Origin of the sequence: Hymenobacter piscis (genome assembly GCF_018760735.1) — a bacterium.
In the GTDB taxonomy this organism is placed as follows: Bacteria; Bacteroidota; Bacteroidia; order Cytophagales; family Hymenobacteraceae; genus Hymenobacter; species Hymenobacter piscis.
The window spans coordinates 272997-289601 of record NZ_JAHHZN010000002.1 but is presented as its reverse complement, the minus strand read 5'-3'; the positions used below and the strand labels follow the sequence as shown (position 1 = coordinate 289601).

Annotated in this window: 10 protein-coding genes; 5 read left to right on the top strand and 5 right to left on the bottom strand. The window is 62.0% G+C overall.

The window, feature by feature from the left end; all coding sequences use genetic code 11:
- The first annotated feature begins 79 nt into the window (after window positions 1-79).
- The 5 genes from KLP40_RS03375 (at window position 80) to KLP40_RS03355 (ending at window position 6510) form a co-directional block, all read left to right on the top strand.
- Window positions 80-3043, top strand: coding sequence for a DEAD/DEAH box helicase (locus tag KLP40_RS03375; RefSeq protein WP_215592211.1), 2964 nt, complete (start codon window positions 80-82; stop codon window positions 3041-3043).
- A gap of 29 nt (window positions 3044-3072) precedes the next feature.
- Window positions 3073-3855 carry a hypothetical protein gene (locus KLP40_RS03370; protein WP_215592210.1) on the top strand — a complete coding sequence of 261 codons (783 nt, stop codon included), beginning with the start codon at window positions 3073-3075 and terminating at the stop codon, window positions 3853-3855.
- A gap of 300 nt (window positions 3856-4155) precedes the next feature.
- The gene (locus KLP40_RS03365; protein ID WP_215592209.1) at window positions 4156-4611 is read left to right on the top strand and encodes an SRPBCC family protein; all 456 of its coding nucleotides are present in this window, start codon (window positions 4156-4158) and stop codon (window positions 4609-4611) included.
- Window positions 4612-4706: 95 nt separating this feature from the next.
- Window positions 4707-5234, top strand: a complete 528-nt coding sequence (locus tag KLP40_RS03360; RefSeq protein WP_215592208.1) for a hypothetical protein — start codon at window positions 4707-4709, stop codon at window positions 5232-5234.
- An 85-nt stretch (window positions 5235-5319) separates the two neighbouring features.
- On the top strand, window positions 5320-6510 hold the full coding sequence (locus KLP40_RS03355; RefSeq protein ID WP_215592206.1) for a class I SAM-dependent rRNA methyltransferase: 1191 nt from the start codon (window positions 5320-5322) through the stop codon (window positions 6508-6510).
- Window positions 6511-6696: 186 nt separating this feature from the next.
- Here KLP40_RS03355 and KLP40_RS03350 read toward each other — a convergent pair whose 3' ends face one another.
- The 5 genes from KLP40_RS03350 to KLP40_RS03330 form a co-directional block, all read right to left on the bottom strand.
- Window positions 6697-7581: a glycoside hydrolase family 16 protein gene (locus KLP40_RS03350; RefSeq protein ID WP_215592205.1), complete on the bottom strand. Its 885-nt coding sequence runs from the start codon at window positions 7579-7581 to the stop codon at window positions 6697-6699.
- Window positions 7582-7686: 105 nt separating this feature from the next.
- Window positions 7687-8946 (bottom strand): PKD domain-containing protein, encoded by a 1260-nt coding sequence (locus KLP40_RS03345; RefSeq protein WP_215592204.1) that lies wholly within the window; start codon window positions 8944-8946, stop codon window positions 7687-7689.
- 69 nt (window positions 8947-9015) lie between these two features.
- Window positions 9016-10503, bottom strand: coding sequence for a RagB/SusD family nutrient uptake outer membrane protein (locus KLP40_RS03340; RefSeq protein ID WP_215592203.1), 1488 nt, complete (start codon window positions 10501-10503; stop codon window positions 9016-9018).
- Window positions 10504-10546: 43 nt separating this feature from the next.
- Complete coding sequence (locus KLP40_RS03335) at window positions 10547-13729, bottom strand: SusC/RagA family TonB-linked outer membrane protein (protein ID WP_215592202.1); 3183 nt, start codon at window positions 13727-13729, stop codon at window positions 10547-10549.
- 754 nt (window positions 13730-14483) lie between these two features.
- A complete protein-coding gene (locus KLP40_RS03330; RefSeq protein ID WP_215592201.1) occupies window positions 14484-16490 on the bottom strand; it encodes a 7TM diverse intracellular signaling domain-containing protein in 2007 nt (668 codons plus the stop codon).
- Window positions 16491-16605: the final 115 nt, after the last annotated feature.

Below are 16605 nucleotides of genomic sequence, written 5' to 3'. Positions count from 1 at the left end.
ATAAAATTTTACTATGAAGGAAATAATATAGTATTTAGCAATTGCTACTACGTTCAACATTGCCTCCTTATTGCCGACCATGAAGGTCTCAACTTCCCAACCCTTTCAGATCGTTTACTCGCTACTCGAGCACGAGTACCTGGGCTATCTGTTTGAGTCGTACGTGGTGCAGCGCAATGCCCGCGGCCAACTCACGCTCCAGCACCAGACCGTGTCGGCCAAGAATGCGCCCGAGTTTGCGAACGGCCTCGACAAGGTGGATTTTGAGCTGGTAGCCCTCACCGACCAGATTAGTCAGGATGCGGTCATCAAGGAATTCTGGGCCAAGAAAACAACCCCAGCCGACTTCTTTCTTAAGATTTACGACGCCGACAAGGGCGATAAGGGCTTGCAGGACGCCATCTGCCACTACGTGCAGGACCGCATGGCCCAGATTCTGAGCCGCCTCAAAAACAAGCAGGTGTTCATCATGGGCAAAGATGGGGAGCCCACCTGGCGCGAAATCAGCGTGGCCCCGGAGCGGGCCTCGGTGCTGTTCCACTTCCGTCGCAACGAGGAAAGCACCCACTACTTCCCCACCATCCAGTACCAGGGCCAGAAGCTCGATTTTCAGTACAAGAACGCCGTAATTGTGTGTGAGCAGCCGGCCTGGCTGCTGCTCGGCGACGTGCTCCACAACTTCCGCAGCGAGGTGGATGGCAAGAAGATCAAGCCCTTTCTCAACAAGAAGTTCATCGTGATTCCGCGGCAGGTGGAGGACAGTTACTTCCAGCGCTTCGTGGCCCCGCTGGTGGAGTCGTTCGATGTGCACGCCCGCGGCTTCGATATCCGCTCGGAGCGCTACGTGGCCCGGCCCCAGCTCACCTTCACCGACGCCCCGGGCGCGGTGGTGCTGGCGGCTCCCGTGCGCCCCAGCACGGTTGCGCGCCGCGGGCCGGCTCCCGCCGCCCTGGCCCCCGCGGCCGTGTCCGACCACATCCACTTCGACCTGAGCTTCCGCTACGGCGACCATACGGTGCACACCGCCCACGACAAGCGGGTGTGCGTGAAGCTGGAAAAGCAGCAGGACAACTACGTATTCCACCGCCTCATCCGCAACCTCGACCAGGAGCAGGGCATCATTGCCGAGCTGCGCGAGCGGGCCCTGGAGGTGCACAACGGCCGGGCCGTACTGGAAAAAGCCACCGCCTTCCGCTGGCTCCACCACCACGCCGACGAGCTGGTACGCCTGGGCTTCACGGTGCAGCAGGGTACCACGTCGGGCAAGGACTACTTTATCGGCACGGTGACGGTGCAGGTGGGCATCACGGAAACCAACGACTGGTTTGATGTGCACGGGGTGGTGCGATTCGGGGAGTTTGAAATCCCGTTTATCAAGCTGCGGCCCTACATTCTCAACAAGCGCCACGAGTTCCGGCTGCCCAACGGCCAGGTGGCCATCATTCCGGAGGAGTGGTTTAGTCAGTATCTGGAGCTGTTTGCCTTCGCCGAGGAGCGGGAGGGCCAGGGCCTGAGCTTGCGCAAGCATCACGTGGCCCTGGTGTCGGATTTGCAGAACGGCAACCTGGCCACCGTGGTTATGAGCCGCAAGCTGGAAAAGCTGCGCGAGTTTGAGGCGGTGGAAGACCGGCCCCTGCCGGTTTCGTTCCGGGGCGAGTTGCGGCCTTATCAGAAGGCGGGCTACAACTGGCTCCACTTCGTGCAGGAGTACCACTTCGGGGGCTGCCTGGCCGACGATATGGGCCTGGGCAAGAGCGTGCAGACGCTGGCGTTGCTGCTGCAGCGCAAGGAATCGGGCCAGGCCCAGGGCGCGGCCTCCCTGCTGGTGATGCCCACCTCGCTGGTCTACAACTGGATGGCCGAGGCGTTCAAGTTCGCGCCCGCCCTGCGCCTGCTCATCTACACGGGCACCTACCGCGACAAAAACGTGGAGCAGTTCGCCGACTACGACGTGGTGCTGACCAGCTACGGTATTGTGCGCCTCGATATTGAGCTGCTCAAGAGCTATAAGTTCGATTACGTGATTCTGGACGAGTCGCAGGCCATCAAGAACCCCGGCTCCACCACTTCCCAGGCCGTGCGCCAGCTGCACTCCCGCCACCGCCTGATTCTGACGGGCACGCCGGTGGAGAACAGCACCATGGACCTTTGGTCGCAGATGTCGTTCATCAACCCCGGCCTGCTGGGCACCCAGGCCTTCTTCCGCAAGGAGTTTCTCAAGCCCATTGAGAAGGGCAAGGACGAGGCGAAAACGCGCCGTCTGCACGCCCTCATCAAGCCTTTCATCCTGCGCCGCCACAAGGCCCAGGTAGCCACCGAGCTGCCCGGCAAAATCGAGAACCTGAGCTACTGCCCCATGACGGAGGAGCAGCAGCACTGCTACGAGGAAACCAAGAGCTTCTACCGCAACCAGATTCTGCAGAGCATCGAGGAAAACGGCACGGCCAGCACCCAGTTCATGCTGCTCCAGGGCCTGACCAAGCTGCGCCAGATTGCCAACCACCCCCGCATGGCCGACGCGGACTATGCTCACGAGTCGGGTAAGCTGCGGGAGGTGATCCGGATGGTGAAGAGCGTGGTGTCGGAGGGTCACAAGGTGCTGGTGTTTAGTCAGTTTGTAAAGCACCTCGATATTGTGCGGGCGGCCCTCGATGAGCGGCAGATTGCCTACGCCTACCTCGACGGCAATACCCGCGACCGGCACAAGGAAGTGGCCCGCTTCCAGGAAACGGAGGAGTTGCGCGTGTTCCTGATCAGCCTCAAAGCCGGCGGCGTGGGCCTCAACCTGACGGCCGCCGACTACGTGTTCATCCTCGACCCCTGGTGGAACCCGGCCGTAGAGGCCCAGGCCGTGGACCGGGCCCACCGCATCGGGCAGGAGCGCACGGTGTTCACCTACAAGTTCATCACCCAGAACACGGTGGAAGAGAAAATCCTGGCCCTGCAGAACAAGAAAATCCAGCTCGTCACCGACCTCATCACCACCGACGAGGCCATCATCAAGAGCCTCACCCGGGAGGATATTGAGGAGCTGCTGGGGTAACGCAGGCATAGTTTAGCGACACTGAGGTATTGAATTTCCAGACCCTCTACCCCCTTGCCTCTGGCAAGCTCCAAATACTCAGCCTCGATGCGGATGAGCAAGGCAACTTTATTGCCTTGCTGAGCAATTGGGAAGTTTGGATCAACGAGTGGCAACTGTCGCTGCATCAGCAGTTTCGATTTCCGCTGATCAGAAAAATTGATGATAGCCGGTTCTTGGTGGTAGAATCCCGGCGTGGCCCGCAAGACAACGGTCATATTTTTGGAGTTGGCGGTAATAAACTGTTGACGTTCAACGCGGGAGATGCGGTTCAGGATGTTTTGGTGCAGGATGGGAAAATTGTTATTTCTTATTTTGACGAAGGTATCGGTAGCGGTAAACCCAGTAGTGACGGATTGGCCGTGTTCAACTTTGATGGTCAGCAGCTTTGGGGGTTCAACTCAAGCAACTCTGCTCATTTTATACTGGACTGCTATTGCATGTGCAAACTGGGTAAAGACAGTATTCTGTTCTATCCCTACACTGACTTTCCCTTGGTGGAGCTACGTCTTACTGACTACCAGATTATACACCAGGAAGCCCCGGATGACTTTTGTGGTAGCCACGCGCTAACCACCACGCGTAGCAACGTTATTTTCTGTGGTTCCTACGAGGACACGTGTTTCTTCTGGTGGAACAGGAAGGATAAAATCAAACGTTTTGGTGATTCTCCTCCAACTGGACTACGGGGAATCGGTAACGGAAAATTTCTGACTTTCGATGACCATAGCTTTACGATAGTAGATGCTATGGCAGTAATGAATGAGAAATAGTCACCTGGGCATAGTTACACAGGGATAAAGGTTAACCAGAGAAGCAGTATGGGCCTGTTCGACGCGCCAAAACCCGTTCGGGTAGAAATAAAAGGCCACACGCTCCGGTGCGTTATCTGTGGGCACTAGGGCTTCCACCGCAACGAGGTGAAGCTGGAGCGCGCCGGGCTGTTCACTTCCGACTGGTCCGACCCGCATGCCGTCTGCTACGAGTGCGACCACTGCGGCTACCTGCACTGGTTCATGCCGAAGTAAGCGCTTCTCCAAAACCCGCCGCCCCCGCCTGGGGTTAAGGCTGCTATGAACCTCTACCTGCGCACCCACGTTGCCGCCGCCCCCGCCGAGGTGTGGCAGGGCTTTACCCGGGACCTGTTTCTGGCCTTGGCCCCGCCCTTTCCGCCCTTCCGGCTGCTGAGCTTCGATGGCTGCCACCGGGGCGACGAGGTGCACCTGGAGCTGGGCGCCGGCCCGCTACGTCAGCGCTGGACCTCCCTCATCACCGACCACGGCATCACGGCCAACGGCACCTACTACTTCGTGGATGAGGGCAAGCAGCTACCCGCGCCGCTGCGCTACTGGCAGCACCGCCACCTGCTCCAGCCCGCCCCCGACGGCGGCACTTACATCGTGGAGGATGTGGAGTACCGCACCGCCACGCCGGTGCTCGACCGGCTGCTGTGGCCGGCCGTGTGGGCGCAGTTTGCCTGGCGGCGGCCCATCTACCGGCGCTGGTTCGGGGCGCCGGCCGGGCAATAAGGCTGGGCGCGGCCGCAGCAGGCAGCGCGAACGGGCGGGTTGCCGTATACGGCCCCGGTAAGCCGCGTATCTTGCCGCCCATCTGACTCCTACCCATGCCTGCTTCTACTCCCGCCGCCCGTCGTCCGCTTGCCTCCCTGCTGGTTGCCCTCGGCGCCCTGCTGATCCTGGCAGGCTGTCAGAGCACCCGCCCAACATATTCGTTCCAACCCAGTGCAACCACGGCCCCCAGCCTCCCGGCCGGCTCCGCGCTGATTACGCCGCCGAATCCGGTAACGGACGCCGACCCAGGTACTACGGCAGCGCAAACGGCCGCGTCAGCTCGGCCAATGCGCACCATGCGGCCCCGGGCCGTGCGGCAACAGCTGCGGCGGACCGTGGCTCAGGCTACCACGGCGGCTCCGCGCCGACGCACCATGCTCCGGCCAGCACCCCGGGCAGCGGCGGGCACCCAAGCAATGCAGGAAGTTGGGCTGGGAACCACCGTGCTGGGCGTGCTGGGGCTGGTAGTGGGGCCCATTGCTCTCCTTGGCCTGCTCATCTGGGGCGGGCCGGTGTGGGCCATTCTGCTGGGGCTGGCGGCGCTGGCGGTGCTGGTGGCGTATATCGACCCCTTCCAATAGCCCCCGGCCGGGGTAGATTCCGGCCGCGCTGGGCGGGGCGGGGCAGACTGTTACCTTTGTAGTCCATTTTGCTATTCCCGCTGCCATGTCTGCTGCCATCGTTACCCTCAAACCCGGAAAAGACCAGTCCCTGCGCCGCCGCCACCCCTGGGTGTTCTCGGGGGCCATTGCCCGGTTGCAGGGCGAGGTAACGGAAGGCGAAGTGGTAACGGTGCAGGCGCCCAACGGCGAAGTGCTGGGCGTGGGCCACTACGCCCCCGGCTCCATTGCCGTGCGCATGCTCGATTTCGGCCCCGAATCCCGGCTGCCCGACGCGGCGTTCTGGGAGGGCCGCCTGCGCAACGCTTACCAGCTACGCCAGGGTTTGGGCCTCACCGGCACCGGCAACACCAACGTGTACCGCCTCACCCACGCCGAAGGCGACGGGCTGCCCGGCCTCATCATTGACGTGTACGGCGACACGGCCGTGGTGCAGGCGCACAGCGCGGGCATGTACAAGGCCCGCCCGCTTATTGCCGAAGCCCTCAAAGCCGTAATTCCCGGCCTGCGCGCCATCTACGACAAGAGCGCCGAAACCGTACCGGCCAAAGCTGCGCCCGGGGCCCAGAACGGCTACCTGTTCGGCGGCAGCAGCGGGCAGGAGCACGTAGTGCACGAAAACGGTCAGCCCTTCGCCGTGGACTGGGAAACGGGCCAGAAAACCGGCTTCTTCATTGATCAGCGCGACAACCGTAGCCTGCTGGCCCGCTACGCACCCGGCCGCCGGGTGCTCAACACGTTCTGCTACACCGGCGGCTTCAGCTCCTACGCCCTGCAGGCCGGGGCCGAGCTGGTGCACTCCGTGGATAGTTCCAAGCGCGCCATTGAGCTCACCGAGCGTAACGCCGCCCTCACCGGCCTCGAAAGCCGGCACGCCGCCTACGCCGAGGACGTGTTCAGCTTCATGAAAAACAGCCAAGAGCAGTACGACCTCATCGTGCTCGACCCACCGGCCTTCGCCAAGCACCTTTCGGCCCGCCACAATGCCCTGATGGGCTACAAGCGTCTGAACGCGGCCGGCATCCGGCAGATTGCGCCCGGCGGCCTGCTGTTCACCTTCAGCTGCTCGCAGGTAGTATCGGCCGAGTTGTTCGAAGGGGCCGTGCTGGCTGCGGCCATCGAGGCCGGCCGGCCGGCGCGCATCCTGCACCGGCTCACCCAACCCGCCGACCATCCCGTGAGCCTGTTCCACCCCGAAGGGGCTTACCTGAAAGGACTGGTGTTGGCCGTGGAGTAAACACCCAAAAAACCAAAAGCCGGTCTGCACCCCTAACAGGCAGACCGGCTTCGGTAAAAACCTCCCTACGGTTCAGTAAAGAGGCAAGGCGGGGAGGCAGAAGCCGACCGTAGCATCAACGGATGCGGCCAGCGCTCCAGACGGTGGAGCCGGGTGGCTGACGCCTCCCCGGTCCACCGTCTGCGGCTACTGCTTGTACTGGTAAAAACGGGCGTAATCAACCTGCATCTGCTGGGGCAGCACCGTCGATCCATCGGGGTCGCCATCGAACTTGCCCCCAACGGCCACGTTCAGAATCAGGAAGAACGGGTTATTGAAGGGAAACGGGCTGGCGTCGTTGCCGGTGAAGGTGTAGTAAAGCTCCCCATCGAGGAAAAAGCGGAGCAGGTCCTTGCTGCGCACCACCGAGTAGGTGTGGAAGTCGTCGGAGAGGGGAGTGGCAACGGTTTTGGTCGTGCCCTTGTAGCGATGGTCGCTGGCGCTGTTGCCAAAGTGCATGGTTGCCAACAGTTCATTGGGCCGGCTGCCGCGCAGCTCCATGATGTCGATTTCGCCGCAAACCGGCCAGTTGTTCTGGTCAATGTCGGCGCCCAGCATCCAGATGGCCGGCCACACGCCCTTGCCCTGGGGCACCTTGGCCCGCACGTCGAGGCGGCCGTAGCGGAAGCTTTGCTTGCCCTTGGTGATGAGCCGGCCGGAGGTGTAGGCATTGTTGCCCGACTGCTGCCGCAGAGCCTGAATCACGAGGTTGCCGTTGGCCTGGTACACGTTGTCGCGCGAGTTGGTATAGGCCTGCAACTCCTGGTTGCCCCAGCCGCCGCCGCCCAGCTCGTAGGTCCACTTGCTCTGGTCGAGGGCCCCGCTGTTAAACTCATCGGCCCAGATCTGTTCCGTGTACTGGCTGTAGTCGCGGGCTTCCTCGTTGGCAACCGTGGTAACGGGCGGCGGCGGCGTGGGAGTAGGCACGTTCTTGGTCTTGGACTCGGTGCACCCGAGCAGGCCCAGCGTGCAGACCAGCCCCAGACCCAGGGAATAGCGGCTAATGGTGCTCATGCGGAAAGCGTACTTCATTACAAAAGGGTTAAGAGGAAAATCGGAGCAAACGAATCAGCCGACTTTCCCGGGTACCCCGGACCGAAGCGGTGGCTGCGGTCCGGGGCAGTAGGTAAGCGGCCGTTATTTAACAACCAACTTTATAGTGAATACCGTTCCCCCATTCTGGCCACTGCCGGCCCGGAGGGTCATTTTCTGGTCGTCGATGCTCAGAATGCGGTAGACCTGCTCGGTTGGGGAAGCATCGGTGGCGCCGATGAAGGCGCCGGTGCGCGTGAGCCGGAACTGGGCCAGACCAGCGCCCGAAGCCGGGCCAAATACGAAGGGCGAGGGGCCGGATTCAGGGGCTTTGCACACGTAACCAGCTGCTGCCGAGAAGGTTTCGGCCAGGGCATTGTAGGTGTACACGTTGTCCATGGAGAAGGTGTACTCGTCGTCGGACTGGCAGGCGGGCAACTCCCCGGCCTTAACGCCGGCAAAATATTCAATGGGGTTCGCCTCGGTACCGACCACGATGGGCGCATCGACCGTGTTGTCGAGCTTCCAGGTCCGCGACGAGCCGCCGGTGAGCAGCAGCTTGATGGGGGCCGTGGCGTCGAAGGGGGCCAGCGTGATGATGGTGCGGGTGCCGTCGGGGTTGGTGCCGCGTAGGCGCAGCTTCGTGTCGGTGGCTTCCAGGATGTCGTAGGTCTTGTTGGCTACCGAATCGGTCAGGCCCACGAAGTTGCCCCGGCCCTTGAGCACAATCTGCGGGTTGCCGCTCGGGTTAGGCCGGAACACGAAGCTGCCCCCGTTCGGAGCCGAGGTGCCGCAGCTGCCGTTGCTGAACGTCTGGCCGCCGCTGGTATAGCCCAGCGTGTAGTTGCTGCTGAAGGCGAACTGGTCGTCGAGCTGGCAGTTGTTGAGGGTGGTAGAGGTGGAGAGCACCGTGCCGCTGGCCGACTCGCGCACAATGGCGCCGGGCGTATTGGCAAAGGACCACACGCGGGTGCCGCTGCCGGCGCAGTCCACCAGCTTGCTGAACACGGCATTAGAGCATCCGTCGGGCACGGTTACGGTCTGTTTGTCCGAAATACCGGTGCCGCCGCGGCCGGCCGTGAGCAGCTCTACTTCGTAGGAGCCGCCGCGGGTGTAGGCGTGCTGCACCGGGCTGCCGGTACCCAGGCTGTTGTCGCCGAAGTTCCACTCGTAGATAAAGCCGTTCTGGCTGGTGGCCGTGAACGTCACGACCACGGGAAACTCGGTGGTGTTCGGCTGGAACGTGAACGTGGAAGTCGGGACCGGACCTTCCAGCTCGTTGTCGTCACCGTCCTTTTTGCAGGAGGCCAGCATCAGCGGACCTGCCAGCAGGCCCAGCAGGGCCATGCGTACCATATTTTTCATGGGAATTTTTTGAGGGAATGGGGGTGAGTCGCCGCCGGCACCAACCGGCGGCGTCCCGCCAACACGTAATTAATAGCCCGGGTTCTGGGTCAGGCCGGAGTTTACATCAAGTTCCGACTGCGGAATGGGCAGCACCACGTTGAAGGGCTTCACGCCCTTGCGCAGGTACTGGGGAGCGGTGAGCAATTCTCCCGTCCGCTTGGAATCAAACCACCGGTCGTTCTCGAAGGCCAGCTCGTACTTACGCTCCCGCCACACGGCCCGCTTGAACTCGTCGGCGCTCAGGCCCGCCCGCAGGTCGTGGGAGCCGGGGGTGTTGATGTCTTCGCCGAAGGCGCGGCGGCGGACCTTGTTGATGGCTTCCAGACCCGAGGCCGTGGGGCCTTCGGCTTCAGCCTGAATCAGGTAAATCTCGGCCAGGCGCAGCACCGGAATATTGAGCTCCGAATCCCAGACGTTGGTGTTCACCTTCCCGACAAACCACTTTTTGCAGCCGTAGCCGTTGGGCGAACCGGGCAGCGTAGCCGGCTGAGTGCGGCCGTCGGGATACTCGTCGCCGGGCTCCCAGATGGTTACGTCGCGGCGCAGGTCGCCGGGTTCGTAGCCGGCCACGAAGTCGTTTTCAGGAATGTTGAAGCCGTAGCCACCCTGGGGTACGATGCCCTGGCCACGGGGACCGAAGAACTCGTTGCCTACGAAGCCGAGTCCGTCGAAGGTGTATTCGTTGCGACCGGAAATGTAGCCCACTTCAAACAGGGCCTCCCGGCCGTACTCGTTGGCTACCTTGAAATTGTCGCCGTAGTTGGCCCACAGGCTCTTGCCGCTGCTGGCAATTACCTCCCGGGCGCGCTGGGCGGCTCCGGCCATGTTGCCCTGGGTGAGGTACACCTTGGCCAGCAGGCCGGTGGCGGCCCACTTGGTGGCCCGGCCCAGATCGTCGCCGCTGTAGGAGATGGGCAGGTTGTCGATGGCGTCGGTCAGGTCCTTTACAATCAGGGCGTACACGTCGGCTGCGGGGCTGCGCGCTACGTTCACTTCTTCGGGAGTGGTAGGAGGGGTAGTGAGCAGGGGGACGTCGCCGTAGGCCCGCACCAGGTCGAAGTAGTACTTGGCCCGCAGGAACTGGGCCTCGCCGATGCTGCGCTTTTGAATAGCGGGGTCGATGCTCATCGCGGGCACCTTCTGGAGCACGATGTTGGCCCGGCCGATGCCGATGTAGCAGCCACCCCACAGGCGCGATACAATGGGGTTGGTGGCCGGAATGTTGAAGTTGTCGAGCTGCTGCTGCTCAATCCCGTCGCCGCCGCCGCCGCCGCCGGTGTAGGAGATGTCGGACCCGATGTCGCCGAGGCTCCACAGGGCTTGGTTGTACTGGCCGCCCTTGCCCAGCTCGCTGTAAATTGCGGTGGTGGCCTGAATGGCGTCGGTGGTGGTTTTGTAGAAGTTTTCGTCCGTCACCTGGTCGGTGGGCGACTCCGAGAGGAAGTCGCGGCCGCAACCCGTGAGCAGGCCCAGGGTCAGGAGCGTGGCGGTAGTATACTTAGTGAAGGATTTCATCCGAAAGGCTGGTTAGGGAATTGTTGAGGATAGAGCGGCCGGCCTAGAAACCGAAATTGAGGCCGACCAGGAATACGCGGGGCTGCGGATACACCCCCAGATCGACGCCACTGGAACCTACCTCGGGGTCGTAACCGGTGTACTTGGTGAAGGTAGCCAGGTTCTGGGCCGTCACGTAGAGGCGCACCTGCTTGGCGGCTATGCGGTCGAGCACCAGCTGCGGCAGCGTATAGCCCAGGGTGAGGGTTTTGATGCGCATATAGGAGCCGTCTTCGAGGAAGTAGGAGCTCACGCGCAGGTTCTGGTTGGGGTCGTTGGCCACGGCCCGGGGCACTTCGTTGCTGGTACCGGGGCCGGTCCAGCGGTCCAGTACCCGGGTGCTGCCGCTGCTGTTGCCGTAGAGGGGGCTTTCCAGAATGTAGCGGTTCTGGTTGTAGATCTGGTTGCCCTGGGAGCCCTGCAGGAACACGTTCAGGTCGAAGCCCTTCCAGGTCAGCGTGTTGTTGATGCCGTAGGTGAAATCGGGGTTCGGATTGCCGATGAAAGTCCGGTCGTCGGCATTGATGACGCCGTCGCCGTTCAGGTCCTTGAAGCGGATGTCGCCGGGGGCCGTATCGCGGGTGGGGTCGTTGGGGCCGCTGGCGGCATTCTTCTGCTCCGCGTGGGCCCTTACTTCCTCCTCAGTCTGGAACAGGCCATCAGCCACGAAACCGAAGAAGGAGCCGAAAGGCTGGCCCTCGTCGTAACGTACGATGGCAATGTTGTCTAGGCGGCGTAACCCGTCGTAGGGTTCTCCCACGCCCAGGGCATCCAGTTCGGTTTTGTAAGCCGATACGTTGAGCGTCGTCGTCCAGTTCAGGCTTTGGCCCGAGCCCTGCACGTTGCGCGACGTAAACGAGAAGTCGATGCCCCGGTTGTAGGCCGAAGCCGCGTTGCGGTTGACGCTTTCAAACGTACCCGACACCAACGACACCGGTACCGGGGCAATCAGGTTGGGCGAGTTCCGGTTATAGAGGTCGATGGTGGCCTCGAAGCGGTTATCGAGCAACCCGATGTCGAAGCCCAGGTTTGCCTGGTTATTGTTCTCCCAGCGCAGGTCCGCGTTGGCCAGGCGGGTAGGCGCGGCACCGTTCTGAATGGTGCCGTTGGGCCCGAAGGGGTAGTTGATCTGGGAGTTGATGGCGTAGAGGTAGGCGAAGCGGCCGGCGTTGTTGGGGTTACCCACTTTACCGTAACCGGCGCGCACCTTCAGGTTGCTGATGACGCGGTTGCCCTTGAGGAAGTCCTCCTCCGAGATACGCCAGCCGGCCGATACGCCGGGGAAGAAGCCGAACTGGTTGCCGGGCTCGAAGTTGCCGGATCCGTCGTAGCGGGCAATGGCCTGGAACAGGTACTTTCCCGCAAACTCGTAGTTCAGGCGGGCAAAGTAGCTGGCCAGGTGAGCCGCCGGGTCAATCCGGCCCGCGTTGCCGAGCCGGGTGTTGATGGGGCCTGAGTTGATAACCTGCAGATCGTTGCGCAGGTAGCCGCTGCGGAAAGCCTCCACGTTGCTGAAGTTGAACTGTTGAGCCGACTGGCCCAGCAGCACCGTTACCTGGTGCCGGTCGGCAAACAGGTGGTCGTAGGTGGCCGTGTTTTCAATCAGGTAGCTCGGGGCGTAGCCCGCCGTGGCAGTAGCGCCGGCCAGGTTATAGCGGGTGCTGTAGGTTTCCTGACCACCGCCCGGCAAATCAACCCGCAATTCCGGAATGGAAGGCCGGAAGGCCCGGAAGTTGTCGAAGACGAAGTCGGCCCCCACATTGGTGCGGAAGCGCAGGCCCTTCACGGGCTCCAGCTCGGCGAACAGGGTGGTGAGGGCCCGGTTGCGGGTGAAGCGCTGGTTGTTGAGCGTGGCCGCTACAATGGGGTTTTCCTCAATGAAGTTGTCCTGACCGCCGCGGGGCTCATAGTAGTAGCCATCGGGCCGGAACACCGGCAGAATGGCCGGAATGCGCAGCGTCTGCTGCACGGTGCCGTACTCGCCGCTGTTGGTGGTAATCTGCCGGTCGGAGAGATGGGTGAGGGCGATGCTGTTGCCGATTTTCAGAATCCGGTTCACCTGCACGTCGCCGTTGGCGCGCAGCGTGAAGCGCTCAAAGTTGGAGCCCACGATGGTACCATCCTGCTGGAAGTAGCTGCCCGAAATGGCAAAGCGGGCTTTTTCGCTGCCGCCGGTGGCCGAGAGAGAGTAATTCTGGATGGCGGCCCGGCGGAACACCTCATCCTGCCAGTCGGTGCCCTCGCCCAGGGTCTGGGGGTTGCGCAGGCGGTCTACCACGATGGGCAGGCCGGCGGCAATGCGGCTCTCGTTGTTGATGACGGCGTACTCCTGCGCATTAAGCAGGGGCAGCTTGCGCCACACCTGCTGGATACCCCGGTAGGCATCCAGGTTGATGGACGACACGCCGGCTTTGCCGCGCTTGGTGGTAATAATAACCACGCCGTTGGCTGCCCGCACACCGTAAATAGCGGTGGCCGAAGCATCCTTCAGAATGTCGATGGACTCAATGTCGTTGGGGCTGATGGCGTTGAGCTGGTTCTCGCCAACGTTATCCGGCAGCGGGAAGCCATCCACTACGTAGAGCGGGTTGTTGTTGCCCGCCGACGTGATGCCGCGCACCCGAATGGAGGTACCGGCCGCGCCGCCCGGGGCACCGCCGTTGGAGGTCACCGTAACGCCGGCTGCCCGGCCCTGCAGGGCCTGGGTAACATCAGCTACGGGCTGGGAGGCAATTTCCTTCGACGATACCGACGATACGGCGCCCGTTACGCTGCCGCGCTCCTGGGTGCCGTAGCCCACTACTACCACCTCGCTCAGGGCCCGCAGGTCCTCCGCCATCGTAACGGCAATGCCGCTGGTAGCCCCCGTAATGGGTACTTCCTTGCGCACAAACCCTACGTAGCTGAAAATCAGGGTAGAATTTTCGGGCGCGTTCAGGGTGAAGGTACCGTCGGAGTTCGTAGTGGCCCCAATGGTCGTCCCCTTTACTATCACGGTGACGCCGGGCAGCGGGTCGCCGTTTTCCTGCGTCACGCGGCCCGATACGGGCACGTCGGCCAGGGTAGCGCGGGTAGCCGGAGTAACCGCCGGGGCGGGGGAGGCCGCCAGAGCGGGCAGCACGGGCAGCCCGCAGGCGGCCAGCCACAAAGTCCGGCGCAACGCCTGAGTGTAGAGGTGTTGGTTCATTGATGTGTGGGAATTGAGGGAAGGGAAAACAGGTAGAAGACCGGTGGGGAAAACGCTGCCGAACCCTGGGAAAATCCGGCTACCGGGAAAAATAGAAAATCAGGTTGCTGTAAGTTGTCAGCGTTTGGACCAGCGGAAGCGTAAGTCATCAGGGTCCGGAGGAGCAGCAACCGGCAGCCGGGAAGGGAAGCCGCCGGGCCGCTGGTTGTTTGCCACGGCAGAGGCGGCAAGGAGCGTATTCGGTAAGCGGGTGAGTGATGTATTACCCAGGCAGGAGGCAACTTCGTGGGGCAAGCCCGGGAGTCAGCCACGCCGAATAGTCAAATATACCCTGCCTTGTTTGGGAAAAGCAATGGCAAAAACGCTTCTACTGCTGTTTAATGGCGGTTTTTGGTTTTAGAGCACAACCCATCTATACGCTTACTGCACACGCTAAAAAGCTGCCAAAAGCCTGTAGCAGCCCCCCGATGGCGTTCCTCACAGCGGAGGCTAACACGTAAAAAACAACTAAAAAAATACGTGTTTCAGACGAAAAAAATGCACTTCCGATTGCCAGAGTGTGCACTTACATACCAATATAGGAATATCATTTGAACATTGGCCCACGGTCATTCGAGCACCATTGCGGCCCCCGCTGTCCGGGCAGGGCAAACCACCCGGCACCTATGGCCCGGGCTGCGGATGACCCGGACGAATCAGGGGAGGTACCCGGCCGCCTCCCGGACTTGGGAGGATACGGCGGCGCTCCGGCTTCCTAGGCCCGGGCCACCGATTCTTCCGAGGTGGCGGACTCTTCCGCGTCCTGGGTCGTGGCGTCGAGCAGCACGTGGGTCCAGCCCTCGTTCTCGTCGAAGTCGGGAGACTGGCGGCGGCGGCGCATGGCTTCCTGCACTTTCTGGCTGAAACTCCAGCAGGTGCCCTGGCGCAGGTCGAGCACGCGGGAAAGCTCCTGGGAAGAGTAGTTGCCCTGGTGGGTGTAAATCAGGAAGACCGCGTAGAAGGCCTTGATAATGGAGAACTTACACTTCTGAAGCAGGGTGTAGGCCGTGGCCGATTCTACGTACCGGCACTTGGTGCAGCGGCGGGAGTGGGGCTCGCGCCCGTCGCAGAACTTCTCGTGCCCACACTTGCGGCACTGGTACCCCTCGCCCCACTTCAGGTTGGCCAGGTAGGCCAGGCAGGCATCCTTGTCGGGGTAAATCTGGCTGAATTCGCCGAAATCAACCTCCTTGGAAAGCACCCGGGCCGTTTTTACCTCCTGCAGGTCGTGTTGCAGTTCTTTGTTGAGCTTCTCAATGGCCGCCGACTGGAGGGCCAGCAGGCCGTTGGCCTGGAGCAGCTCCCGGTTCTGGGCGGCAATGGTTTCACTCTGCCGGCTAAGTTCGGCGGTACGTTCGGCCACCAACCCTTCCAGTTCGGAATTGAGCTGATCCTTCAGGCTCTGATTGTGATGGAGTTGCTCTACCAACTGGTTTTGCACCTCGTGCTTCTTGCGCAGCTGCTTTACCAGCTTGCCCTGGGTGCGGATGGTAGCATCCTTGATGGCCTTGATCTTCTCGCCCAGCGCGTAGGACAGCACCACGACTTCGACCACAAAGGCCACGTTCATGCTGTACACGGTGGCCGTATTGGTGAACGTATCGATGCCCAGGCGGCGCAGAATCAGGAAGCCTACGCTCAGGGCCACCAGGGCGTGAGCCAGCAGGAAGTAGCGGGCGGTGCGCTGGCCCCGCTGCCACACCCGGTAGGCGGCGTAATAGATAAGCCCATACGGCAGCAGGTAGAGCCAGAATCCCCAGCCCGAATGCAGCCAGGCAGTATCGATAAGCAGGCCTCCCACGCTCAGCAGCACCACGGCCCGCACCCACCGGTCGAGGCGGGGCAGACGCTGGGAGATGTCGAGGAAGTGGCGGGCGTAGTAGCTGAACGTAAGCAGCAGCAGAATGGGCGAGCCAGCAATAATGAGCTCGTTAAGAGCGGGTTGAGTAGGCCACAAATACTGAAAGCCCAGCCCGTCTTCCGATAAAAACACGAGGCTGCAACTGAGCACGTACAGTACGTAGCGCAGGTAGGTCTGCTCCCCGATAAAGAGGTAGATGCACAGGTTGTAGACCACCATAATCAGCAGAATACCATAGAAACCACCCAGCAGGCCGTACTCGGTCTGGAAGTGCACGGCCAGAGGCTGCTCGGTGCGCAGGCGGCTCAGGAAGGTAGTCTTGGAGCTCGATACCAGCCGCAGGTAATAGGTCTGGGTCTGCTCGGGGCGGAGGGGGAGGCGGAAGAGGAAGTTCTTGTAGGGAAACTTGCGGGTGCTCAGGGGCAGGCCCGCGCCAGTAATGGTCGGTGCCGTACCATCGGGCGGGAAAAACTCTACGTTGTTGAGGTGGGAATCGAAGAGCTCCAGGTACCAGTGCTGGCGCAGTTCACCGCGGGCCTGTACCTGCAGGCGCAGCCAGTAGGCCGCGCCGGGGTGGTCCATGGTGGTGGTGGGCAGGGTGCTGGCGCGCTGGAACCGGCCGGCCCATTCGGGTGTCTGCACCTGCTCCAGCGTCAGGGTGCCGGAAGGGTCTTCGAGGACGCTGTAAAACGTGGGCTCGATGAACACTTCTTCCAGGGCGGCATTCACGCGCAGCGTATCGGCCGGCGGAATGGCGCTGGCGGGAAGGGCACCGAACAGGATCAGCAGCAGTCTGCTTAGCGTCAGGAAAGAAAACCAGGTAGCCCGACGCGGTGGGTGGGGGGAGGTTACGAGCTTCATGGCACGTTCAAGGTACGAAAACCTGCGAGGCTTTGCGGCGGCTGCCGGGCGGGCCGCGGGCCGTAGGAGGCTGACTCGCCCGGTTCCACCCTGGCCCCGCCCGGCGAGTAACAGC

Excerpts from the sequence above, each read along its gene's own strand:
- KLP40_RS03340 (WP_215592203.1), bottom strand. The coding sequence starts at position 10,503 with ATGAAATCCTTCACTAAGTATACTACCGCCACGCTCCTGACCCTGGGC.
- KLP40_RS03330 (WP_215592201.1), bottom strand. The coding sequence starts at position 16,490 with ATGAAGCTCGTAACCTCCCCCCACCCACCGCGTCGGGCTACCTGGTTT.
- KLP40_RS03365 (WP_215592209.1), top strand. The coding sequence starts at position 4,156 with ATGAACCTCTACCTGCGCACCCACGTTGCCGCCGCCCCCGCCGAGGTG.
- KLP40_RS03355 (WP_215592206.1), top strand. The coding sequence starts at position 5,320 with ATGTCTGCTGCCATCGTTACCCTCAAACCCGGAAAAGACCAGTCCCTG.
- KLP40_RS03360 (WP_215592208.1), top strand. The coding sequence starts at position 4,707 with ATGCCTGCTTCTACTCCCGCCGCCCGTCGTCCGCTTGCCTCCCTGCTG.
- KLP40_RS03350 (WP_215592205.1), bottom strand. The coding sequence starts at position 7,581 with ATGAAGTACGCTTTCCGCATGAGCACCATTAGCCGCTATTCCCTGGGT.
- KLP40_RS03345 (WP_215592204.1), bottom strand. The coding sequence starts at position 8,946 with ATGAAAAATATGGTACGCATGGCCCTGCTGGGCCTGCTGGCAGGTCCG.
- KLP40_RS03375 (WP_215592211.1), top strand. The coding sequence starts at position 80 with ATGAAGGTCTCAACTTCCCAACCCTTTCAGATCGTTTACTCGCTACTC.
- KLP40_RS03335 (WP_215592202.1), bottom strand. The coding sequence starts at position 13,729 with ATGAACCAACACCTCTACACTCAGGCGTTGCGCCGGACTTTGTGGCTG.